At 57.6% G+C, this 22,996-nt stretch carries 17 protein-coding genes; 10 read left to right on the top strand and 7 right to left on the bottom strand.

What is annotated here, in order from left to right; all coding sequences use genetic code 11:
* Positions 1–365: 365 nt before the first annotated feature.
* Complete coding sequence (locus BCM02_RS27670) at positions 366–1,079, bottom strand: MerR family transcriptional regulator (protein ID WP_187434440.1); 714 nt, start codon at positions 1,077–1,079, stop codon at positions 366–368.
* Between the two features lie 451 nt (positions 1,080–1,530).
* Positions 1,531–2,766 (bottom strand): MFS transporter, encoded by a 1,236-nt coding sequence (locus tag BCM02_RS27665; protein ID WP_148932358.1) that lies wholly within the window; start codon positions 2,764–2,766, stop codon positions 1,531–1,533.
* Positions 2,767–3,096: 330 nt separating this feature from the next.
* On the opposite strand from BCM02_RS27665, the gene BCM02_RS27660 reads away from it, so the two are divergent.
* The 6 genes from BCM02_RS27660 (at position 3,097) to BCM02_RS27635 (ending at position 9,489) form a co-directional block, all read left to right on the top strand.
* A complete protein-coding gene (locus tag BCM02_RS27660) occupies positions 3,097–4,080 on the top strand; it encodes a DNA-binding transcriptional repressor DeoR (protein WP_148932357.1) in 984 nt (327 codons plus the stop codon).
* A gap of 2 nt (positions 4,081–4,082) precedes the next feature.
* On the top strand, positions 4,083–4,763 hold the full coding sequence (gene deoC, locus BCM02_RS27655; RefSeq protein ID WP_148932356.1) for a deoxyribose-phosphate aldolase: 681 nt from the start codon (positions 4,083–4,085) through the stop codon (positions 4,761–4,763).
* 318 nt (positions 4,764–5,081) lie between these two features.
* On the top strand, positions 5,082–6,515 hold the full coding sequence (locus BCM02_RS27650) for an MDR family MFS transporter (protein ID WP_425466209.1): 1,434 nt from the start codon (positions 5,082–5,084) through the stop codon (positions 6,513–6,515).
* Positions 6,516–6,545: 30 nt separating this feature from the next.
* A complete protein-coding gene (locus tag BCM02_RS27645; RefSeq protein WP_148932355.1) occupies positions 6,546–7,142 on the top strand; it encodes a TetR/AcrR family transcriptional regulator in 597 nt (198 codons plus the stop codon).
* A gap of 216 nt (positions 7,143–7,358) precedes the next feature.
* The gene (gene katA / locus BCM02_RS27640) at positions 7,359–8,816 is read left to right on the top strand and encodes a catalase KatA (protein WP_148932354.1); all 1,458 of its coding nucleotides are present in this window, start codon (positions 7,359–7,361) and stop codon (positions 8,814–8,816) included.
* A 208-nt stretch (positions 8,817–9,024) separates the two neighbouring features.
* Positions 9,025–9,489, top strand: coding sequence for a Fur family transcriptional regulator (locus BCM02_RS27635; RefSeq protein ID WP_187434439.1), 465 nt, complete (start codon positions 9,025–9,027; stop codon positions 9,487–9,489).
* A gap of 202 nt (positions 9,490–9,691) precedes the next feature.
* On the opposite strand, the gene BCM02_RS27630 is transcribed toward BCM02_RS27635, so the two are convergent.
* The 3 genes from BCM02_RS27630 to BCM02_RS27610 form a co-directional block, all read right to left on the bottom strand.
* A complete protein-coding gene (locus BCM02_RS27630; protein ID WP_148932352.1) occupies positions 9,692–10,114 on the bottom strand; it encodes a hypothetical protein in 423 nt (140 codons plus the stop codon).
* A gap of 283 nt (positions 10,115–10,397) precedes the next feature.
* Positions 10,398–14,465 carry a bifunctional 2',3'-cyclic-nucleotide 2'-phosphodiesterase/3'-nucleotidase gene (locus BCM02_RS36175; protein WP_246183585.1) on the bottom strand — a complete coding sequence of 1,356 codons (4,068 nt, stop codon included), beginning with the start codon at positions 14,463–14,465 and terminating at the stop codon, positions 10,398–10,400.
* A gap of 276 nt (positions 14,466–14,741) precedes the next feature.
* Positions 14,742–15,395, bottom strand: coding sequence for a glycoside hydrolase domain-containing protein (locus BCM02_RS27610; protein WP_148932351.1), 654 nt, complete (start codon positions 15,393–15,395; stop codon positions 14,742–14,744).
* 223 nt (positions 15,396–15,618) lie between these two features.
* Here BCM02_RS27610 and BCM02_RS27605 point away from each other — a divergent pair, with 223 nt between their 5' ends.
* The gene (locus BCM02_RS27605) at positions 15,619–17,934 is read left to right on the top strand and encodes a putative bifunctional diguanylate cyclase/phosphodiesterase (RefSeq protein WP_246183591.1); all 2,316 of its coding nucleotides are present in this window, start codon (positions 15,619–15,621) and stop codon (positions 17,932–17,934) included.
* 129 nt (positions 17,935–18,063) lie between these two features.
* On the opposite strand, the gene BCM02_RS27600 is transcribed toward BCM02_RS27605, so the two are convergent.
* Together BCM02_RS27600 and BCM02_RS27595 are read right to left on the bottom strand one after the other, a co-directional pair.
* The gene (locus BCM02_RS27600; protein ID WP_246183584.1) at positions 18,064–19,023 is read right to left on the bottom strand and encodes a DMT family transporter; all 960 of its coding nucleotides are present in this window, start codon (positions 19,021–19,023) and stop codon (positions 18,064–18,066) included.
* A 177-nt stretch (positions 19,024–19,200) separates the two neighbouring features.
* Positions 19,201–20,037 carry a hypothetical protein gene (locus tag BCM02_RS27595; RefSeq protein ID WP_148932349.1) on the bottom strand — a complete coding sequence of 279 codons (837 nt, stop codon included), beginning with the start codon at positions 20,035–20,037 and terminating at the stop codon, positions 19,201–19,203.
* 290 nt (positions 20,038–20,327) lie between these two features.
* Between BCM02_RS27595 and BCM02_RS27590 the strand changes: the two genes are divergently transcribed.
* The 3 genes from BCM02_RS27590 to BCM02_RS27580 are packed head-to-tail and all read left to right on the top strand — an operon-like array spanning position 20,328 to position 22,973.
* Positions 20,328–21,281 (top strand): ABC transporter permease, encoded by a 954-nt coding sequence (locus BCM02_RS27590; protein ID WP_148932348.1) that lies wholly within the window; start codon positions 20,328–20,330, stop codon positions 21,279–21,281.
* Positions 21,271–22,224 (top strand): iron chelate uptake ABC transporter family permease subunit, encoded by a 954-nt coding sequence (locus tag BCM02_RS27585; RefSeq protein WP_148932347.1) that lies wholly within the window; start codon positions 21,271–21,273, stop codon positions 22,222–22,224. The genes BCM02_RS27590 and BCM02_RS27585 overlap by 11 nt, the downstream gene beginning before the upstream one ends.
* Positions 22,215–22,973, top strand: coding sequence for an iron ABC transporter ATP-binding protein (locus tag BCM02_RS27580; protein WP_148932346.1), 759 nt, complete (start codon positions 22,215–22,217; stop codon positions 22,971–22,973). Before BCM02_RS27585 ends, BCM02_RS27580 begins: the two co-directional genes overlap by 10 nt.
* The last annotated feature ends 23 nt before the right edge of the window (positions 22,974–22,996 follow it).

Here is a 22,996-nt window from a genome sequence, read left to right as displayed (position 1 = left end):
TGGGAGTAGAAAGAGAGCATACGAAGAGCAAGTGACGGCATGCGAGTAAAAGGAGAGCGTACGAAGGACAAGTGACGGCGTGTGAGTAAAAGGAGAGCGTACGAAGGACAAGTGCGGCGTGTGAGTAAAAGGAGAGCGTACGAAGGAGCAAGCGACGGCATGCGCGTAAAAGAAACGTTCAAGGAGCGTTAGCGCATTGCTTGCGGAGGAACGAGAAGACTAGAAGCGGAGGTGAGTGTTGCAGCTATTGGAGTAGTCGTTAGCTGCGTGTCGGCACCGAAAATCAGAAATCGCGGTCAAGGGGCGAGTGGTTCATTGCCGGGGTATAGGCTGCGCGTCGGCATGCCGCATGACCGCGAAAGAGATTAAATGAAAAAGAAGAGTTGTCGCAGAAAGCTGCGCTTCTTCGGTCGTTGTTTGATCGGAATTGGCGCCAGCTTGTTCGTCGAATCCCAGCCTGCCGCCGCGACCATCTGAAGAGGCATTTGAAGCTGCTCGACCGCCGCGGCCAGCTGGCTTACCGTTCGGCGGAGTTCCTCCAGCTCTTCGCGGTGCTGAAGCAGCTGCACGGAGACGACATCGTCCGCTTTTTGGGCGAGCGCTTGCTCCAGCCGCTGCAGCCGTTCGCGGACCTCATTGGTGATGGGTTCCAGTTGTTCCGGTATTAATTCCGGCATGGATTCCGGCTGCGCCGGTTCGAGTGGCACCACGATGGCTGCCGAGGCGTCTGGCGTCAGCTCCTCCGTCGGCACGGCGCTGCTGGTAATCTCGTTGATTAGCTGCTGCATGGCGGGATCGAACTCATACTCGGGCGGGAGGGCCGACGCGGGCTCTACCTCCAATTGCGGCAGACTCGATGCGACCGCGGCTTCGCGCTGGACGGCTAGCGTAATCTCGCTCATTCCTTTACCGGCCTCGATTTGGTTCTGGATGTCACGCAAATGCCCGAGGTCGCGTTCTTCGAACAGGAAGCTGCCGAAGGCGTCTTTGGCCGGCGCGGACGGGAGAAGGGTCATCCAGCGTCTGATCGTCGTTTGGCTTACCCCTAATTGCCGCGCAACTTCTTTGGTTTTCATCATCATCCCATCACCTCTATCAACGTCTTGGGCACTGTATTCGCCATAAGCACGCCCCCTCCCTGCCGGGTAGACAAAGGTAGTGGGCAATCGCTAAAACTAGTGCTAATGCGGGGAAAACGGCGCTAGCGGCGCATGTGCCTGCGAGGGGTGTCGCTCTCTGTCCGCCGTAATCGCGGCAAGAGCAAAAAGCCCCAGACCCCGGGAAGGGAGCCTAGGGCTAACGGATACGAGCAGACGAGACGTTGGCAGCTGCGCGCAATAAGGGGACCTACAGTCGGACTGGCGCTTTCGTCGGGACGGGCTGCGCAGTCGCCTTCGTAATCCGCGAAGGGACGGAAGCCGCGATGACGTCGAAGGACGTCGGACGGGCGTAGGCATGCGTGGTTTGTCTGCGGACCGAGAGGGCTGCAAAGGGACGCAAGCCGGACGATAGCTTGCTGGGAGTCGAACGTTACGTCTGGCTGACTGTCGCGGCGCTCGTCTTCGCGATGGCTCGCGGCCGGCTGGCAATGCCGTGGATGACGAAAAATCCGATCGACAGCAGCGCCGTGACGACGGCCAGCCAAGCCACGGGACTTAAGCCGCCTTGATCATAATACGCGCCCATCATGTAGGGTCCGATGACACGCCCGGCTGAGCCGATGCCGCCGGAGAGTCCCAGATAGAACGGCATATGTTTGCCGGCCCGCTCGGAGAGGAAGGCGGGCATCGCAGGCGCGATGAGCATCTCGCCGAAGGTGGCCAAAATCATGGCGAGCACCATGCCCGGGTAGCTCTGCATCGTCAGGATGCAGGCATAGCCGGCCATATAGAAGATGGCGCTTGCCGTCATCTGGGCATTAATCGTACGAGCGACCGTTCGTTTGAGCAGCGTCATCAGCGGTTGGGCGACGAAAATGAGAATGCCGTTCAGCGTCCATAGGAAGCCGTACATTCGCTTAGGCATGTCTTCGGCGATGATGAAAGGAGAGACGCCCGTATTCCAGATCGAATTGCCCACGTTCAGCAGCAGGACGGCCACGGACATATAGAGGTAGATGCGAATGTTGCGCATGAGCATCCAGGCGCTTTCGGATCTGGAGACGGTCGTCTTGGAAAGAACCGGCGAGCCCGCAGACTCGTTCTCGGTTCGGCCCAGATAAAAAAAGAAGAAGATGGCGAACGCGCCGGACGTGACGCCGTTCAGCACGAAGCTGAGCGTGTAGGAAACATCGGCCAGGAAGCCGCTCATCGCGGTGCCGACCGCCACCCCGATGTTATTCGCCACGTAGATGACGTTGAACAGCTCGCCGCGGCGTTCGGGAAAGCGAAAGCCGATGAACGCTTGAATCGCGGGCATGGAGAGCGAGTTGAAGACGCCGATGAGGGCCATGAGGGTAATGAAGAGCGGCCAGGATTGGCTGGCGATCGGGAGCGCGAACAGACCGAGCGCGTTCATCCCGAGGGCGCCGACGATCAGTCGTTTGACGCCGACGCGGTGGTACAGCGCCCCGCCCAGCAGTTGGCCGCAAATGCCGCCTAAAGAATGAATCAGAATGACAAGGCCGGCGGCTTTCATGTTGCGGCCCAGCTCGTCGAACACGAACATGGCGATGAGCGGCCACATGAGCGAGCTGCCGGTTGAATTGATCAGACTGGCGCCGAGGAACACGTTGATTTCTTTTGGATACTTGGATAAATAGCGCATGCGTATCGCTCCGATTCGTCGTGAATTAATGGGATATAATGGTTTTATGTATGGGAATATTATTGGTACTGCTTTGAATTGCTCTATTATAACGCAATTATCGGCCTAGTATCGTCAGACTTCTTGCTGATATTACACTAAAACGTTCGGTTTATGGTGAAACATAGCATGATTTTATGTTTAATAATTCCATCGAACGAGTTGGTGGGCTTGCGAGCGGTCGGCGCATATACGAGTTGCTTTCCAAGGAGCACCTTTGTACAATAGATGATGAACGAATGATTATTTTCAAATGTACGTTTGTCAAGAACAATAACGGCGGTGGTCGACATGGAAGAGCGCGCGGAAGAGAAGCTGGCCAAAATGATCGATGCGGCCCGTATGTACTATCAGCTGGATTACAGCCAGCAGGAGATCGCCCGGTTGTTCGGGGTGTCGCGCCCGACGGTGTCTCGTTTTCTGCAGCAGGCCAAGGATGACGGGTATGTCCAGATCACGATTCACGATCCGCGGGAGAGCAGCGTCATGCTGGCGGAGCAGCTGGAGCGGGCATTCGGGCTCAAGAAAGCCATCGTGGTGACGGTCCCGCAATACGAAGATGGGATCGTGAAGAAGTACTTGGGCGAGGCGGCCGCCGATTATGTGCACGACACGGTGAAAGACGGCGATATTATCGCGGCGACATGGGGGACAACGCTGTATGAAGTGGCGTTGAACCTGAAGGACAAGCACGTGAAAGACGTGAAGGTCGTGCAGCTGAACGGCGGCGTCAGCCATTCGGAGACGAATACGTACGCGCACGAAATCATCCACCTGTTCGGCAAGGCATTCCATACCGTGCCTTACTTCATCCCGCTTCCGGCGATCGTGGATCATCCGGTCGTGAAGCAAACGATCGAATCGGACCGGCATATCCAGGGCATTCTGGAGCTGGGCAAACGATCGAATATCGCGGTCGTGACGGTAGGCGCGCCGACGGATGATTCCGTTCTGATTCGCGCGGATTACTTCACGGAAGACGAGCTGGCGCTCATCTACGAGCGGGGAGCGGGCGATATTTGCTCCCGGTATATCGATGCGGAGGGCAAGCTATGCTCCGAAGAGCTGAGCCAGCGCACGATCGGCATCGACCTTGAGGAGCTGCGGTACAAGGAGCAGTCTATTCTCGTGGCCGGCGGCGCCCGCAAAGTAAGCGGCATTCGCGGCGCGCTGCGGGGCGGCTATACGAACGTGCTGATTACCGACCATATTACCGCCGCTTATTTGTTAGATGGCTCGCAGGACGAGTCCAATTCATCCAAAGGAGAAATTTAACCATGACCACTTATTCGCAGCAGGAGCTGGCTTCCTACTTTGACCATACGCTGCTTAAGCCCGAAAGCACGAAAGAAGCCGTCATCGCGCTATGCCAAGAGGCGAAAGAATACGGCTTCGCGACGGTATGCGTGAACCCTTACTGGGTGAGCGCGGCGGCTTCGGAACTATCGGGCACGAACGTAGGCATTACGACCGTAGTCGGCTTCCCGCTCGGCGCCTCCACGACGATCGCCAAGACGCTGGAAGCGAGCGACGCGATCGCGGCAGGCGCAACGGAAGTCGATATGGTGTTGAACGTTGGCGCCCTCAAATCCGGTTTATACGAGGAGGTCAAGCGCGACGTAGCCTCCGTGGCGGCGGCATGCAAAGGTCGCGCGGTGTTGAAGGTTATTCTGGAGACGGGTCTGCTGACCGACGAGGAGAAGGTGAAAGCGTGCGAACTGTGCGTGAAAGCCGGCGCGGACTTCGTGAAGACGTCCACGGGCTTCGGGCCCGGCGGCGCGACGGCGGCCGACATCGCCCTAATGCGCAAGACGGTCGGTCCCGATATTGGCGTCAAAGCATCCGGCGGCGTGCGCAACCTGGAGACGGTGCAGGCGATGATCGAAGCGGGCGCGACGCGTATCGGCGCGAGCGCGAGCGTTGCGATCGTGAAAGGGCTGCAAGGCGAAGGGTACTAAGAAGCGGGAGAATCCGGCGGCGCTGCAGAAGCGTCGCCGGATTTGTTTTCGGACGACGGAAGTGATCATTATGTCGCGTTCCTGGCCGGTATGTTCGAATTTACCATGAAAAACGGCACGCTTGGCCGCATATTCAAGGCCATATTTACGCAAATTTGTTTTGACATCGAATCCGGCGCTCTGCTACACTCGGTCTATCGGACAATTGTCCGATCATTTTTTGCGCGTTGCGGACAATTGTCCGCATTCGGGCGCTACATAGAGGAGGAACCAAGCTTGAACCCTGCAGGCGCAGAATCAACCGCTTCGAATCTCGATTTGAGCGGCATTAAGAGAGGCCCGATCGTCGCGGCCCTCGTTATCGGCGCGTTCGTGGCGATTTTGAACGAAACGCTGCTGAACATCGCCTTCCCGGACCTCATGATCGAATTCGCCGTATCGCCGGCTACGATCCAATGGCTGTCCACGGCCTATATGCTCGTTATCGGTATCCTCGTACCGGTCACGGCGCTGCTGCAGCTGTGGTTTACGACCCGGCAAATGTTTCTATCGGCCATGATTTTGTTCTTGGTCGGCACGGTCATATGCGGCATCGCGCCATCGTTCGAGATGCTGCTGATCGGCCGCATTATCCAGGCGCTCGGTACCGGGCTTATGCTTCCGGTCATGATGAACACGATTCTCGCGATATACCCGCCTGAACAGCGCGGCGGCGCGATGGGCATGATCGGTCTGGTTATCATGTTCGGCCCGGCGATCGGCCCGACGCTGGCCGGCTTGCTCATCGAGCAGCTCGACTGGCGTTGGCTGTTCTACTCCGTTATTCCGCTGGCGGCGTTCTCGATTATTTTTGCCTTCGCGTATTTGAAGAACGTATCCGAACTGACGCGTCCGAAGGTCGACATCCTGTCGATTCTACTCTCGACGATCGGCTTCGGCGGCTTGGTGTACAGCTTCAGTAAATCCGGCGAGGTTGGCTGGCATGAGCAAGAGGTGTATCTGGCGCTCATCGCGGGCATCATCGGCCTCCTGCTGTTCGTCTGGCGTCAGTTGGTGGTCAAGGAGCCGATCCTCGACCTGCGCGCCTTCAAATTCCCGATGTTCTCGCTTGTGACGATCCTCATGCTTGTTATGATGATGACGTTGTTCTCGACGATGATCATCATGCCGCTCTATCTGCAAAACGTGCTGCTCATGTCCGCGTTCGCGGCGGGTCTGACGATGATGCCGGGCGGTATCGTGAACGGGATTATGGCACCGGTATCGGGCAAACTGTTCGATAAATTCGGACCGCGCGTGCTCGTCATCCCGGGTCTGATTCTGATCGTGCTTTCCGTATGGCTGTTCACCGGCATCACGTCCGAATGGAGCCGCGGGCACGTTATCGCCGTCAACATCATCATGATGGTCGGCATTTCGCTGGTCATGATGCCGGCGCAGACGACGGCGCTGAATCAGCTGCCGCGCAGCCTGTATCCGCACGGCACGGCGATCATGAACACGCTGCAGCAGGTAGCCGGCGCGATCGGCACGGCGTTGTTCATCAGCGTCATGACGTCCGGTACGAAAGAGTATCTCGGCGGGGTGGATAACCCTGCGGCTCCGACGCCGCAAGACATCGTCCAAGCGACGGTGGCGGGCATGGACGACGCCTTCACGTTGGCGTTCATCATCTCCATTGCCGCGCTCGTCATCGGATTCTTCATCAAACCGACCAAAGCACCCGAAGAGCAGGCCAAACAGGCAGCTTAAGCGTTTTTCCTTCAAGGAGGAAGTTGGCCTATGACCAGCGGTAACGATGAACTGGGCGCGCAAATTTTGCGGAAGGCCCAAGGGTTATTCGCCGAACATGGCGTTGAGGCGGTGAGCATGCATCAGGTGGCAAAGGCGGCAGGCGTGGGTCAAGGCACGCTGTACCGCCGCTATCCGAGCAAGAGCAACCTGTGCATGTCGATCATGCAGTCGAAGATCGACGGCTTCATTGATGAAGTGAGCGCCTATTTGGCCGCGCACGCCGAAGCGCCGGCATTGGAACGATTATCCGGCATCATGACGAAGCAGATCCTGTTCTGCCATGCCGATGTCGCATGGATGAAGGAGCTGTTCCGCTCCGGCAAGCTGAAGGACATGAAGGTGAACCCGTTCGAGCTGCCGCCGTTCGTCTTTATGGTCGGCGCGATCCGTCAGCTGTTGGAAGAGGCGGCGGCGAAAGGGGAGCTCCTCTCGGTCGATCCGGCCTTCACGGCCAGCTTGATCGCGGCTTCGCTCTCGCCGGAGCTGCTCGTCCATTTCGACGACAAAGGGTATACCGGCGAGCAGATCGCGGCGCATTACGTCCGTTCGTTCATCGCGCCGCTCTTCCCGGCGCGGCCTTCATAAGCAACGCAAAAAGCCGATCCTCCGTGGGATCGGCTTTTTGCCGACCGCTAGCCGACCGCTAGCTGCCTCCGCCGGTCGAAATGCCGATGCAAGTTCCCGTCGAATTACATAGAATAAGTTCTAAATAATAATAATTATAAAAAAGTATTGATATTTCCTTGAGAAGTGTTATCATATCCTCATAAGCCCAACAACACATTATGAGGTGATCTTACGATGACGGCAGACAAGAACTACTTGACGACAAGCACGGGCGCTCCCGTTGGCGACAACCAGAACTCCTTGACAGCGGGACAGCGCGGACCGGTACTCATTCAGGACATCCATCTTCTCGAGAAACTGGCGCATTTCAACCGCGAGCGCGTTCCGGAACGCGTCGTGCACGCGAAAGGCGCAGGAGCGCACGGTTATTTCGATGTAACGAACGATGTTTCCCAATATACGAAAGCCGCATTCCTGTCGGAAGTCGGCAAACGCACGCCGATGTTCATCCGCTTCTCGACGGTAGCGGGCGAACTGGGCTCGGCCGATACGGTTCGCGACCCGCGCGGCTTCGCCGTGAAGTTCTACACCGAAGAAGGCAACTATGACCTGGTAGGCAACAATACGCCGGTGTTCTTCATTCGCGACGCGATCAAGTTCCCGGACTTCATCCACACGCAGAAACGCCACCCGCAGACGCATCTCAAGAACCCGAACGCGGTATGGGACTTCTGGTCGCTCTCGCCGGAATCGCTCCACCAAGTGACGATTCTGATGTCCGACCGCGGTATCCCGGCTACTCTTAGACATATGCACGGTTTCGGCAGCCATACCTTTAAATGGGTGAACGAGCAAGGCGAAGGCGTATGGGTGAAATACCACTTCAAGACGGAGCAAGGCGTCCGCAACCTGGATCCGAAGCTGGCGGCGCAAATTGCAGGCGACAATCCGGACTATCATACGGAAGATCTGTTCCGCGCAATCGAACGCGGCGAATTCCCGGCTTGGAAGCTGTACGTGCAAATCATGCCGCTTGCGGATGCCGATACGTACCGGTTCGATCCGTTCGACGTGACGAAAGTATGGTCGCAGAAGGACTATCCGCTGATCGAAGTCGGCCGCATGGTGCTTGACCGCAATCCGGAGAATTACTTCGCCGAAGTCGAGCAAGTGACGCTGTCGCCGGGCAACTTCGTGCCTGGCATCGAGGCTTCCCCGGACAAAATGCTGCAAGGCCGCCTGTTCGCCTACGCCGATGCGCATCGCTACCGGGTAGGAGCGAACCACAACGCGCTGCCGATCAACAAGCCGCAATGCCCGGTACACAACAACCAGCGCGACGGCGCGATGCGTCCGGACAACAACGGCGGCTCGGGCGTCTACTATGAGCCGAACAGCTTCGGCGGACCGACGGAAGCACCGCAGCACCGCATCTCGGCGTTCCCTGTCACTGGCAACGCGGACAGCGTGGCCTATGATCACAACGACCACTACACGCAAGCAGGCGATCTGTACCGTCTGATGAGCGAGCCGGAGCGCGCGTATCTGATCGACACGATCGTCGGCGCCATGAAGCCGGTTGAGCGCGACGACATCAAGATTCGTCAGATCGGCCACTTCTACAAAGCGGATCCGGAGTACGGACGCCGCGTGGCGGAAGGTCTCGGACTGCCGGCGCCGCAAGGCGAATAAGGCTCGCAGCTTAACTCCCGATTGAACCGAAAAGCCGCGTCAAACTGTACGTACAGGAAGACGCGGCTTTGTCGTTTCAAGGATACCGCTCAAGCGATTGCGCGCGCGTTACGGGCAACATTGACTTTTTGATTATAATTGTTATCAATTGATATTAACTTTACAAATGCGTATACTGAATATAAATCAGGAGAAAGGGGGAGCTGCAATGAACGAGCCGATGGACATGGAAGCCGTTCTCGAACGGCTGAAAGAGAAAGGGCTGCGCCTCACTCCCCAACGGGTTGAGGTCATTACGCTGTTATATCAATTGTCGCATCCGACGGCCGAGCAAGTGTATTCGCTCATGTCGAAGAAATTCCCCTATGTCAGCCAGACGACGGTGTATAGCACGCTGAAGATGCTGAAGGACTTAGGGCTCGTGAACGAGCTTACGTACGGCGATCGGTCCAGCCACTTCGAGCTGACGCAGGAGGAGCATGCGCATTTCAATTGCAAATCGTGCGGGGAGATTTACGACGTGGACGTGAAGGATGCCCATCAGCTGCAGTATATGCTGCATGCGGAGCAGGGCTACCAGGTGGATTTCGTTCGGTTGGAGTTTTATGGGACATGTCCGGCCTGCGCCGCGGGCGGAAAGTCGGAAGCCGATGCGGGTCGAACGAAACAGTAGCAATGAACAGTAAGGGGAACAAAGCCTTCAGCGCCGCGATGATGCGGTCTTGAGGGCTTTAATTTATGGTGAACGAAGAACGCAGGTAAATGAGCATGAAAAAAAGCGGCTATTCCGAATCGTGGCCCGACCGGGCGGATGGAATAGCCGCTTTTTGCCGCTCGTCATTGTCTGCATGATTCTGTGGAGGGCGTGTTCGTGTTTAGGCATAGTTGGCGAACACGCTGTCCGCTACGATCTCCGGCAGTTCGGCGAGATGCGCTTCGTACTGGGCAAGCGAAATGTTGCCGGAAGCGTAGCGCTGGCGGAGCTGTTCCGCTAATTCGCTTAGCTGCAGATCGACGACCTGCTGGGCGTTCGAGCCGCCGCGGGACGCGATCGCAGCCAGCGAGCTTCCGTTATAGAGCGCTTCGCGCACGTCATCACTCGAGGATGCGCCGAGCGCCTGCAGGAAACGCTGCTCGGCTTGCTGCGTCTGCAGCAGCGCGCTCGGCTGGCCGGATTGCTTCGTCTTGAACGGCGTTGGCGTCAAGACGGCGGCGTAACCGCGGTCGGACAGCAAGCCGCTGCTGAGCGTGATGGCGGCTGCTAGAGAGGCGGCCATAATCATTCTTGTGGATTTCATCGGTACAAGCACCTTCTTCTCGATTTATGTAGAACTTGTCGGTTATGGTTCGTGTTCGAGTGTTCAACGCAGGGAACATCTATAGGGAGGCGCAGTGCTTGGTTATACGGCGAGGAGGTCGAACCGTTTCAGTTACGCTGCGGCCATGTATAAAGCATAACCGTCTTCTATTAAACGCAGCTTAAATGCATTTAAACATTCGCTAAAAAATCCCCGCAGGCGACTGGAGTCATCCAGCTTGCCTGCGGGGATTTCGTGCGTTTAGCGTAATGATGCGGCTGTATTAGCCGATTTTGGTAATGCGGCCTTCGGTCTTAGCCGTAATGTCAGCCGTGCCGAATTTGGATTTGAGGTACGCGATCGTCGCGTCCAGGTCCACCGGACCTGCTTCGCGGTTCGTGCCTTTCGTCAGCACCGTGTAGCCGTCGCCGCCCGTCGCCATGAAGTCGTTGACAACGATCGTGTACGTCGCGTCGTCCTTCAGCGCCGTGCCGTCGGCTTTCTTGATGTCGACGATGCGGGAGCCGACCGGCTTGCTCAGGTCATAGCTGTACGTGAAGCCGGACACTTGGCCGATCTTCGCGGACGTGCCTGCCCATTGCTGGTTCATCAGCTCTTTCATTTGGGCGCCGGTGAGCGTCATCTTGATCAGCACGTTGCCGAATGGCTGGATGCTGAACATGTTGCCGTACGTGACGCTGCCTTGCGGCAGGTCGTTGCGGATACCGCCGGAGTTCATGAACGCGAAGTCCGTCTTCATCGTCTCGCGCATGCCGTCCGCGATCAGGTTGCCGAGCGCGGATTCGCCGGCAGCCGTCGCTTCGCGCGTGATTGCGGCTGCAGACTTGCCGACCGGTGCATTCATAACCGGCGCATTCTTCTCTTGGTACGATTTGATCATCGCGGAAATCTCGGCATCCGGCGTTACGCCTTGCTGCTTCACGTCGACGATCTCGGCTTTGGACTTCGCGACGTTGATGTTCTTCGTCGCGCGGTCGATCGACAGGTCGATGTCCGCGAATGCCGTGCCGTAGGAGAAGGCTTCGACGACGATTTTGCCGTCGATGACTTGGTTGAGGCCGCCATGGTTGTGGCCGGCGAAGATGACGTCGACTTCGTCATCTACCGCTTTGGCGAGATCGACGACTTCGCCCGTAGGCGCGTCCGCTTTGCCTTCATACGGGTCGTGCGCCAGGATGACGATCGATTTGATGCCTTGCGCCTTCAGCTCGGCTACCGCTTTGTTCACGACAGGCGCTTGCTCGACGAACGTAATGCCTTTGATGCTCTCGGCTTTTACGATCGTTGGCGTAATGTTCGTTACGACGCCGATGAAGCCGATTTTCACGCCGCCGACTTCTTTCACCACGTACGGATCGAGAAGCGGTTTGCCGTCCGCGCCGATGACGTTCGCGGCGACGTAAGGGAAGTTCGCGCCCGCGAAATCAGCGCCCGTGTCCGGGTTCTTGCCGCCGTTGATCAGACGGAGCGCTTCAGCCGCGCCGCGGTCGAACTCATGGTTGCCGAGCGTGCCCGCGTCGAAACCGAGACGGTTCAGGAAGTCGATCGTCGGCTCGTCGCGCAGCAGCGCCGATACCGGAGCGGAAGCGCCTACCGCGTCGCCCGCGTGCACGAGCAGCGTGTTCGGGTTGGTTGCTTCGCGCTGCTTGAGATACGTCGCCAAGTAATCCGCGCCGCCGAGCGTCGCCGTTACTTTGCCGGCTGCGTCCTTCACGTCCTTCTTGTAGTCCAGCTGGCCGTGGAAGTCGTTGATGCCGAGCAGCTGTACGGAGATGTCCGTCGTCAGCGTGTCGATGACTTTCGCCGCTTCGGCGCGCGTCGTCGAAGCTTGCGGCTTGAATGCGCCTGCGCTGCCGTTCATGACGCCGCGGTCGACGACGAGGTCGATCGCCGATTTCGCCCAAGCGCTGAACGCCTTGCTGTCGGAGATGGAAGCCGCTTTGTCCGCTTTCAGCTCCGACTTCGCTTGCAGCTCGAGCGCGTTCGCGGCCATAACCGCCATTTGCTCGCGCGTGATCGTTTGATCCGGCGCGAATTCCGTCTTGCTTACGCCGCTTACAAGGCCGTTCTCGGCCGCCGCCGTGACGTAAGGCGTGAACCATTTGCCGTCCGCGACGTCTTTGAACGAGGATTTGCCCGTTGCTTTCAGATCGAGCGCTTTGGCCAGCAGGGTGGCGAATTCGGCGCGCGTCACGGATGCGCCCGGATCGAATGTCGTTTCCGTTTTGCCCGTTACGATGCCTTTGCCCGCCAGCTTGTTGATGGAAGCCGATGCCCAGTGGGAAGCCGGCACGTCCGCGAACGATTTGTTCAGGTTGATCGAATAGATGCCGAAGCCCTTCTCGTCGGTCTTGCCCGTGTACGTAATGTTCGTCGTCGCTTTCGCGTAATCCGCGCCTTTCGGCGAAGACGTGAACGTTACGTTGACGTTGCCGGAGATCGGGGCGATCGACCAGTTGTTGTCGGCCGTCGGGTTGATTTCCTTCTGCGCCGTGATGTAGTCCATCAGGATTTGACGGTTCTCGTCCGGCGAGTCGATGATGTATTGGCTTCCCTTGACGCCCGGGAAGTTGCCGCCGCCGCCCGCGCGGTAGTTGTTCGTTACCACGATGAAGTCCTGGTTGGGATCGAGCGCTTTACCTTTGTACTTCAGGTTGACGATCCGGCTCGCGGACGCGTCGCTGATCGTACCGTCGATTTTGTACTTCGCCGGCTTCGTCACGTCGACTTGATACGTCACGCCGTCGATGACGTCGAAGTTGTACACTTGGAACTGCGGGTTAAGCAGCGGTTGCTCTTCCGTCTTCGCCGGGTCGATCTGATTGAATTTGCCCGCGGTCATCTCGAGCCATTCTTTCACGACGGAGCCTTTGACGAGAATCGCCTTCAGCGTGTTGTCGTACAGGTACAGGTCGCCCGCGCTCTTGATCGCCAGCGGACCGGCTTTGATTTCCGTGAATTCCTCGACGCCGTTGCGGCCCGCCTTGAACGGAGCGCCTACGGAGAGGATCGGCGTATCTTTGTATTGCGGGAGGTTCTTCGCCACGTAAGCGGCCACGTACGCCTTCTGGGCGTTCGTCACGATCTGGATCGAAGGGTCGTCCTGCACGAGCGCGAAGTAGCTGTGAATCGGCGCCGTCGTCGTGCCGATCGGGCTGTTCGCGTATTTGATCGTCGCTTCGTGATCGGATTTGACCGCGTCCACGATCGCTTGGTCCAGCTCGACCTTCGGCTTCTTCGCGACCGAATCGTAGATCGCGCGCGTGGACGACTGGGAAGTCGCGACTTTCCATTTGCCGTCCGTCTTCTCGAGCGTCAGGTCGATCAGGCCGAGGTTGTTGCCGCCGTAGCCGGCTTGCACGGCCGGAACGCCGTTGATCGTGCCTTTGGCATTGTCCACGCCCGGAAGCGCGTTGCCGGAAGCGTCCTTGAACAGCGCGTCAAGCGCCTTTACGTCTGCCGCAGGGAACACCTTGTGCGTGTGGGAGAACGTGATGGCGTCGATGCCCGCCACCTTGCTCAGCGGCAGGATCGCGTCTTCGGCCATCGAGTTCGCCGTTGCGCTGGCGTTGAAGCCGGAGTGCGTCATCGCGATGATGATGTCCGCGCCCGCTTCGCGTAGCTTCGGCACGAATTTCTCCGCCGTGGCGACGATGTCTTTGGCGATGACTTTGCCTTCCAGCCAAGTCTTGTCCCATGTCGTGATTTGCGGCGTGACAAGGCCGAGCACGCCGATCTTCACGACTTGCTCTTTGCCGGATTCATCGACGAATTTCTTCTCGATGATTTTATAAGGTTCGAATTTGTTGACGTCATTGTCGGGATTGCTGTCTTTATCGTCAATGTATACGTTTGCATTGACATAAGGGAAGTTAGCGCCTTTGATCGCGTTGCCCAGGTAGTCCAGACCGTAGTTGAACTCATGGTTGCCGAACGTCGCGACGTCGTAGCCCATTTGGTTCATGGCTTTGTAGACGGTGTGCGTCTCGCCAGCCTTCAGGGGAGCGACCGTCGCCTTGTAAGTCCCAAGCGGCGTGCCTTGGATCAAGTCGCCGTTATCGACCAGGAACGAGTTCTTCACTTCGGCCCGAGCGGCTTTGATCACCGTGGACGTTCTCGCCAGACCGACCGTGTCGGCAGCGGCATCCTTGTAATAGTCATAGTTCATGATATTGGTGTGGATGTCCGTCGTCTCCATGATCCGCAGTTTCAGCGTGGAGCCGGCGTCTGCCGCCTCTGCGAACGTGCCGCCGAACGGCAGCGCAAGCAGGCTGAATGTCAGCGAGGTCGCCAACATCGAGCTAAGGCGCTTCTTGATAGGTTGTTGCATGCAAGAACCTTCCCTTCATGTTATCTATGTTTACAAATCTATCATAATTCAGATAGAGGGGAATTGGTATAGTAAACTTTCAGCGAAAATTAAGAAAATAGTCACAATAGCACCTACAAAATGCGACATTATGTAAAATGATGATACATATAAGGGATTAAAAGAGAAAATGACGCTCTTATGAGCGTCATAGAACAACATAAATATAGAAATAAATGGGTGTATTCATTTACGTCATGATGTGAGTAAAGATGACGCATTAATGCGTTGAAGGGGTTACGTCCACAGGTGGGAAAGCAGCAGCGGCGAGAACAGGTTCGTGTCGATCGGGCACGTGTCGGCGTCGCGTCCGTATTGCCAAGCCCATACGTGCGCCTCGCAAGGCGGAGATTGCGGCTTGAATGCAGGCGCTTCGGACGCCTTGGAGACGCCGGGCTCGGGCTCGGCACTCCATAGAATCGTGTGCGCGCGCACCTTCTCGTCTTCGGCTTGCGCCGCGCAGTAAGCCGTGCTGAATCCGCCTTCGATCGGATCGTGATAAATCCCCGGCTTGTAATCGCTGGTGTAGAACGTGTTGACCCATCCGCGAATCCAGGCCGCGTCCACCTCGAAGAAACGCTCGACGTTCGCGAATACGGCCACATTGCGCGGAATGCCTAACCGTCCGGCATGATAGATGGCGTTGCGGGCGGCCGTCTGGCCTTCCCGATAGCCGGTCGCTTGCCGGAAATCGCTGTAGATCGGCAAGATTTTGATTCCGTTTCTTCTAATAAACGATACTTCTTGCGCGGTTAAGCCGTCGGCCGCGCCGGGCACGGTTTTAATATAGCGGCCCCACACTTTCGGAGCGCCGAACTCTCTTTTGACGCAGTCCAGCAGCTGCTGGTTGACGGGCGCGGCGGAATCGACGCCCCATACCGGATTTGCCATGCGTTCTGCTCCTTTTATGAAGTCGGTTCCCATCATATATATGCGGATGCCCAACCGTTCGCGAGTTTTGCCGCAGATCCGGGCCGTTGCCCAGCAATCTGGCGGAGGCGCATCCCTCTTCGCCGCGGAATAACTTTCCTCCCCGCTATTCAAAAAAACGCCGCCGCGTTCGACAATAGATATACAGGCAAGTTGGTTAACTATAGGAGATGAGGACGTGAACATGTACCGCCATCTGGCCTTGCTGGCAGCGGTGTTCCTTACGCTGCTTCTGCTTGGCGAATCGGTCGTTCGCCAATACGAGGACTCGCTGCTTGAAGCCGTCGATAGCGACACGCAGGCAGAGCTGGCCTCCGCGTCCATGACGCTGCAAGCCGTCGCCGACCGTAATTTCGATTTAATGGCGAGTCTGGACGCCTACGTACGTTCGTTCGACGACACCTATCCGAAGGTGGCGATCGAGTCGCTGACGCCGACCTTTCTGCGGACGCTCTACGATTCGTCGGGGAGCACCGCGTTCAATTTCATCATCGCGCCGGACGGAATCGCTTCCTATGTGTATCCCCGGCAAGGGAACGAGGCGATCGTCGGCTGGAACTTCCTGCACGATCCGAGACCGGAAATAAAAAGGCAAATCCGCCATGATTTATCGGACAAAAAGATGCATATTTACGGTCCGATCGAACTGCTTCAGGGAAATACCGCGCTAATCGCCCGCAAGGCGGTGTACAGAGGGAGCCAATTCTGGGGTTTTATATCGGTGTCGCAGGATTTGGAACGATTATTGGCGCAATCCCAAATCGGCGAAGGCGAAGCGACCGTGGCCATACGGCAGACCGGCGAACCGGCCTTCTATGGCGACGACGCGTTGTTCGCGGGCAAGCATTTCGCGCGCGACGTCATCTTCATGGACAGCCGCTGGGAGATGGGTGCCGTCCCGGCGGAGACAAGTTTGCGAGAGGCTAGGCGGCATGCCGATATCGTCCGGGGCATGGGACTATTCGCGCTCATCCTCATCATGCTGCTGTACGTAGGCATTTGGAGACAGCGAGACACGCTCCGCAAGATGGTGGAGCGGCGGACGCGCGAGCTGCGCGAGTCCAACGACGAGCTCGCCGCCATCAACGAGAATTTGGCGCACGGCGAGCGGGAGCTCCGCGAACAATATGTCCTGCTCGATCAGTACGCTGACGCTCTGCGCGAATCCGAACGCAAGCTTAGCCATATGGCTTACCACGATATGCTGACCGATGTATCCAACCGAGCGGCCTTCTTGGAAGAGCTTGGGCGAACGTTGGCCGACGGCGACGATGACGCGGCGGCGGTATTGTTCTTCGACTTGGACCGCTTCAAGTCCATCAACGACAATTACGGTCACCAAAAAGGCGACGACATGTTGATCGAGGTGGTGAGGCGCATTCGGGCAAAAGGACTGAACGCGCGAATGCTGGCCCGGTTCGGAGGCGATGAATTCGCGGTGCTGCTGGCGGGCTTGGCGGAGGAGATAAGCAAGGACGCGATAAAAGCGGCCGCGGAGGCGGTATTAAGCGCGTTCGAGGAGCCGTTCTTCATTCTGGGGCAGTCCATCTACATGTCGCCGAGCATCGGGATCGCCCGCTATCCGGAGGATGGGGACGATCAGGGGACGCTGCTGATGAAGGCGGATATCGCGATGTATCAGGTGAAGCGCGAAGGCGGCGGCCACTACCGGTTTTTCGAGCCGTTCATGGAGACCGAGTCGCTGCTGAAGCTGGAGATGGGCAATCATCTGCGCGAAGCGATGCAACGGGGCGAGCTGGAGGTGCACTATCAGCCGCAGGTGGACTGCGCCGAGGGAAGGGTGTTCGGCATCGAGGCCCTCCTGCGGTGGAATCATACGAGCCGCGGTTACATCTCGCCATCCCAATTCATCCCGCTTGCCGAGGAGCTGAATCTCATATCGGCGATCGGCGAGTGGGTATTGCGCCAGGCGTGCGAATACGCGAATCGCCTGCAGCGGACGTATGGCATTCCGCTTCAAGTATCGGTGAATCTATCGGTGAAGCAGCTGCGAGAGAAGGACATCGTCGCCAAGGTGCGGGAGGCGCTCGCGGCTACCGGGCTTCTTCCCGCGGATCTGGAACTGGAGATTACCGAGAATATGGCGATGAAGGACGAGCAGCTGGAGACGCTGGGCGAACTGCGCCGGCTCGGCGTCGCCATCTCGATCGACGACTTCGGCACGCACTACTCGTCGCTGAGCTACCTGAAGCGGTTCCCCGTCACGAAGATTAAGCTGGATCAGTTCTTCGTCCGCGGGATCGGGACGGATGAACGAGACCGGGCGATGATCCAAGCCGTTATCCTGATGGCGAAGTCGTTCCGGCTGGAGGTGCTGGCCGAAGGCGTGGAGACGCTCGAGCAGGCGAGGTTTCTACGCGCGAGCGGGTGCGAGCTCATTCAGGGCTACTACTTCTACCGCCCGATGGACCCGAGCGCGGTCGAGCGGATTCTGCTTGAACCGATCGATGACAAAATTCCGCCGTTAGCAGACGGATAGAGGAATAAGATGTATTTGGAGTAGACGCAGATATATCCATATAGAAGCACGAAAGGCAGGTCCGCATTGCGGACCTGCCTTTCGTGCTTCATGAGGCTGCTGTCGCCCGGGCTCCATACGGATGGCCGCCTAGCCTTCCTTGGACAAAGGGGGCGGTCCCGACGGGGCAAGATCGGGCGCGGCCGCCAGCTCCATCTTCGCTGCGGATCCCGTATCCGCACGCTCCGCCCTCAAGTACAAGAATAGACCGTAAATAATGAACGCGCCTCCGAACAGCTGCATCCCCGTCACCATCTCGCCGAAGATCAGCATGCCGAGCAGGCTGGCCCCGATGGGTTCGGCCAGCACCGACATGGAGATCGTCGTCGCTTTGACGTACTGCATGAGCCAGTTGAAGACGAGATGTCCGAACACGGTCGGGATGACGGCAAGCAGCAGAAAGACGATCCATTCCTTGCGCGGATAACCGGTCAGCTCGATACCCATCGCCAGATTGTAGGCCAAGAAGCAGAGGAACGTGAAGAAGAACACGATCAGGCTGTATAGAAAAGCGGGCACGCGGGTCAGAATCTGCTTGGCGATGAGCATGTTGACCGCGACGGCCACGGTGCCAAGGAACGATAGCAGGTCGCCGAATACGGCTTCGCGCGAGACGCTCATGTCGCCAGAGCCGACGATGATCGCGCCGGCCAGCGCGATGACCATCCCGATGATGGCCAGCCGGCTTGCCCGGTCTTTAAAGATCAAGAACGTGCCGACCATGACGAACACCGGCTCCAGCGACAGCAGAATCGTCGAGCTGGCGATGGAGGTGTACGAGAGCGAAGCCATCCATAGGATGAAGTGGAGGGCGAGGAAGAACCCGGCCCAGAAGAGCAGCCACCAGTCCTTCAGCGTCAGCCGTCTGACGGCCGGCATCGACTTGACGGCGAATGGCAGCATGAGCAGAAACGTAAACAGCATCCGGTACATGCCTTGGATAGATACGGGCGCATCGGAGAAACGGACTAAGATCGGCGCGAACGAGATGGCGAGCATGCCGACTAGCAGCGGCACGATCGTCGGAATGGGCGGTGCGGTTGGTTTCACTTGAATTACTCTCTCCTAAGGTGCGAATAAACAGACAGTTCATCTATTCTACTGCCGCCGAAGCGAAATGAAAAGAGTAAGCAAGCGATGGTTGCCTCCGAATGGACGGTTCAAGCCCATGATACTTGCGGTTAGCAGCCGCCGCAGCGACCGGACGGGGAACGTGCCAACTCCAGGTCAGGCAGCCGGAATTTGCGCTTTCGTGCGCAGAATTACGGCGTAAATACGCTCCTCGCACGCGGCGACTTGCGCCTTCTGCTCGAGAATTTGGCGGGACAGCTGCAGCGTCGCGGTCAGCCCCGCCAGCGTGCCCGCGGCGTTCTTCTTGCGGGCGGCCGCGGAGAAGTTGCTCCATGCCGTCGACAGATGTTTCTTGGGCGTGCGCATCGCGCTCTTGTACGCTTGGATGCGCGTATTGAGCGGATCGATCTCTTCCAGTACTTCGCGCGCTTGCTTCATCTGCTTCGACGCTTGCGCCTTGGCGGCGGTAAGCGCCTCCTGCTTGGCCTTGATGTCGAGTCTGGCCAGCTGAACGGCCGGCTTCATCGCATCCTGCTGCGCCTTCAGCAGCGAGGATGCGGTCTTGCTGCCAAGCTGCCGGGCGAGCGCCAGCTGCTGGCCGACCGCGCTGTAGCTGGCGAAAAGCGGCTCGTACTGCTTCTTCTTGGCGGCCGTCTCCTGCTCGAGCTTCGCGATGCGCGATTGGCCGATCTCGCGGATCGACTTGCGCACGGCTGCCAGAGCATCCGTATTCCGGTAGTGGAGAGCGTCGATGCGTTCGTCCTGCTGCTCCTGCTGGCGCTCGAGCGAGACGAGTTCGTTCCAGCCGGTCTGCAGCTTGCCGCGGGTGGCCGTATCGGCTTCCGCGGCGGTCTTGTCCAAGGCGGTCTTCACGCTCTCGGTCAGCGAGAGGGCGGAGACGGCAAGCGGAGCGGCAAAGGTGAGCAACAGCAGGATCGAAGCGAACAGAAGCGACAAGTGAAAGGATGGAGCGTAGGGCGCATTGCGATTCATCTAATTAGCCTCCTTGAATAGCCGCGAACGCAAAAAAGCACCGGAATGCAAAGGCCTATGGCCCTTGCGCTCCGGTGCTTCCGTTCGCAGTGGTTTTATATTGGTTTCATAATAGCGAACATACGTGCTTATGTCAAGCGGCGGCATTTCATTTCCGCCATCGCCGTCTCTACGGGTATCGAAATATCCATGCCCGCTGAAGAAAAGTCCATTCCAGCAAACGGAAAAATCGCTAGACTAAATGATAGTGATAATTATTATCAATACAAAAAACATCCGAAGGAAATGTCATGAGAACTCGTTACTTATGGGCGGCACTGATCGTGCTGTCAATCTGTTCGGTCTTTATCGGCGTGAACGATCTCTCGCCGCTGGACCTGTTCCATCTGACCGACGCGCAGGAACAGGTGTTGTTCGTCAGCCGAATTCCGCGGCTGGTCAGCTTGATCATCGCGGGCGTCAGCATGAGCGTCATCGGTCTCATCATGCAGCAGCTGAGCCGCAACAAATTCGTCTCGCCTTCGACTGCGGGCACGATGGACTCGGCGAGTCTCGGCCTCCTGATGGCGATTTTGATTCTGCCCGCCGCGACGCCGCTTCAGAAAATATCGTTCGCGTTCCTTTTCGCGCTTGCCGGCACCTTCGTCTTTATGAAGATTCTGGACCGCGTGAAACTGAAAGATACGATTTTCATCCCGCTCGTCGGCATGATGTTCGGCGGGGTCATCAGCTCCGTGACGACGTTCTTCGCGTACAAGCACGATTTGTTGCAAACGTTGGGTTCCTGGCTGCACGGCGACTTCTCGATGATTCTCAAAGGCCGCTACGAGTTGCTGTATTTGAGCATCCCGCTCGTCATTCTAGCCTACTTGTTCGCCAACAAGTTCACGGTAGCGGGCATGGGCGAGGAATTCGCGGTCAACCTTGGCCTTCATTATAGCCGGGTCGTGAACATCGGACTTGTCCTCGTGTCGCTGGTGTGCGCGGTGGTCATTCTTACGGTCGGCACGATTCCGTTCCTGGGCCTAATCATCCCGAATATCGTCACGATCTACCAGGGCGATCACTTGAAGAAAAATTTGCCGCATACCGCCCTGCTCGGCGCGGTGTTCCTGCTGTTCTGCGATATTCTGGGGCGCATCGTGCTGTACCCGTACGAGGTCTCGATCGGCCTGACGGTCGGCGTTATCGGCAGCGGCGTCTTCCTGTATTTGCTCATGAGGAGAAAGACATATGGGTTATAAATTCAAAATCGGGCTGCTGCTTACGGCCGCGCTGGTGCTGATTCTCGTCTTCATGACGATTCAGTCCGGCGGCAACTGGGAGTACATTCTGCCCAGACGCGCGAAGAAAGTGCTCGCCATCATCCTGACGGGCGGGGCGATCGCCTTCTCGACGATCATTTTCCAGACGATCACGAACAACCGGATTCTGACGCCGAGCATTATCGGCCTGGATTCGCTCTATATGCTGCTGCAGACGTTCATCGTCTACGTGTTCGGTTCGATGGTGCTCACGATGATGAACAAGAATGTTCATTTTCTGCTCACGGTCGGCCTGATGGTGGTATTCGCGGGATTGCTGTATAAGTTGCTATTCCGGCGCGAGGAGCGGGGGATTTACTTCCTGCTGCTGGTTGGCATCATCTTCGGCACGTTCTTCATGAATATCGCGTCGTTCATGCAGATGCTGATCGACCCGAACGAGTTCCTCGTGCTGCAGAACAAAATGTTCGCCAGCTTCAACAACGTGAATTCGGACCTGCTGCTCATCTCTTTCATGATGGCGGGGGCAGCGATCCTTTACTTTCTTAAGTTCGCCAAATATCTCGACGTCCTCGCGCTGGGCAAAGACCACGCGGTCAACCTGGGCATCCATTACGACGGCGTCGTCAAGCGGCTGCTGTTCGTCGTGACGATCCTGGTGGCGATCTCGACGGCGCTCGTCGGGCCGATTACGTTCCTCGGACTGCTCGTCGTGAACATTGCGTACCCGCTCATGCGGACGTACAAGCACAGCGTGCTCATCCCCGGCTCGATTCTGATCAGCGTCGTCACGCTCCTCGGCGGGCAGTTGATCGTCGAACGCGTCTTTACGTTCTCGACGACGCTCGCGGTCATCGTCAATTTCGCCGGCGGACTGTATTTCATCTATCTCGTATTGAAGGAGAATCGGTCGTGGTCGTAGTTCAAGGCGTATCCAAGCGATACGGTAACAAAAATGTCATCGACAACGTCTCGGTGACCATCAAGCGAGGGGTTATTACCTCCTTCATCGGTCCCAACGGCGCGGGCAAAAGCACGCTGCTCTCGATCATCAGCCGGCTTATCCCGAAGGACAGCGGCGAGGTAACGATCGACGGCGTGGACGCGACCGCGGCGAAAAGCGCCGATCTGGCGAAGAAAATTTCGATCCTTAAGCAATCCAACCATATCAATGTCCGCCTCACGGTGCGCGAGCTCGTCAATTTCGGCCGATTCCCGTATTCCCAGGGCAGGCTGACGGCGGAGGACAAACGATTCGTTGACGAGGCGATCGCCTACATGGACTTAGCGGACATGCAGGACAAATACCTCGATCAGCTGAGCGGCGGCCAGAAACAGCGGGCGTTCATCGCGATGGTCGTGGCGCAGAACACGGAGTACGTGCTGCTCGACGAGCCGCTGAACAATCTCGATATGAAGCATTCGGTGCAAATCATGAAAGTGCTCCGGAAGCTGGTCGACGAGCTGGGCAAAACGGTCATTCTCGTTATTCACGACATCAACTTCGCGTCCTGCTATTCCGACTATATCGTCGCGCTCAAGGACGGCCGCGTCGTCAAAGAAGGACCGACGGACGAGATAATCGAGACCGCGGTATTAAAGGACGTTTACGATATGGACATTCCGATCGAGGTAATCGGCGGGCATAAAATCGGCGTTTACTTCGCTTAAATGCGGGCGGCGGCGGCCGGACA

This window comes from Paenibacillus methanolicus (assembly GCF_008124765.1).
Classification (GTDB): domain Bacteria; phylum Bacillota; class Bacilli; order Paenibacillales; family Paenibacillaceae; genus Paenibacillus_Z; species Paenibacillus_Z methanolicus.
This window is presented reverse-complemented; position numbering and strand designations above follow the sequence as displayed.

What these genes read in the sequence shown, in the direction of transcription:
- BCM02_RS27595 (WP_148932349.1), bottom strand. Translation starts at nt 20,037, where the DNA reads ATGAATCGCAATGCGCCCTACGCTCCATCCTTTCACTTGTCGCTTCTG.
- BCM02_RS27645 (WP_148932355.1), top strand. Translation starts at nt 6,546, where the DNA reads ATGACCAGCGGTAACGATGAACTGGGCGCGCAAATTTTGCGGAAGGCC.
- BCM02_RS36175 (WP_246183585.1), bottom strand. Translation starts at nt 14,465, where the DNA reads ATGCAACAACCTATCAAGAAGCGCCTTAGCTCGATGTTGGCGACCTCG.
- BCM02_RS27670 (WP_187434440.1), bottom strand. Translation starts at nt 1,079, where the DNA reads ATGATGAAAACCAAAGAAGTTGCGCGGCAATTAGGGGTAAGCCAAACG.
- BCM02_RS27590 (WP_148932348.1), top strand. Translation starts at nt 20,328, where the DNA reads ATGAGAACTCGTTACTTATGGGCGGCACTGATCGTGCTGTCAATCTGT.
- deoC (WP_148932356.1), top strand. Translation starts at nt 4,083, where the DNA reads ATGACCACTTATTCGCAGCAGGAGCTGGCTTCCTACTTTGACCATACG.
- BCM02_RS27630 (WP_148932352.1), bottom strand. Translation starts at nt 10,114, where the DNA reads ATGAAATCCACAAGAATGATTATGGCCGCCTCTCTAGCAGCCGCCATC.
- BCM02_RS27585 (WP_148932347.1), top strand. Translation starts at nt 21,271, where the DNA reads ATGGGTTATAAATTCAAAATCGGGCTGCTGCTTACGGCCGCGCTGGTG.
- BCM02_RS27665 (WP_148932358.1), bottom strand. Translation starts at nt 2,766, where the DNA reads ATGCGCTATTTATCCAAGTATCCAAAAGAAATCAACGTGTTCCTCGGC.
- BCM02_RS27660 (WP_148932357.1), top strand. Translation starts at nt 3,097, where the DNA reads ATGGAAGAGCGCGCGGAAGAGAAGCTGGCCAAAATGATCGATGCGGCC.
- BCM02_RS27610 (WP_148932351.1), bottom strand. Translation starts at nt 15,395, where the DNA reads ATGGCAAATCCGGTATGGGGCGTCGATTCCGCCGCGCCCGTCAACCAG.
- BCM02_RS27605 (WP_246183591.1), top strand. Translation starts at nt 15,619, where the DNA reads ATGTACCGCCATCTGGCCTTGCTGGCAGCGGTGTTCCTTACGCTGCTT.
- BCM02_RS27635 (WP_187434439.1), top strand. Translation starts at nt 9,025, where the DNA reads ATGAACGAGCCGATGGACATGGAAGCCGTTCTCGAACGGCTGAAAGAG.
- katA (WP_148932354.1), top strand. Translation starts at nt 7,359, where the DNA reads ATGACGGCAGACAAGAACTACTTGACGACAAGCACGGGCGCTCCCGTT.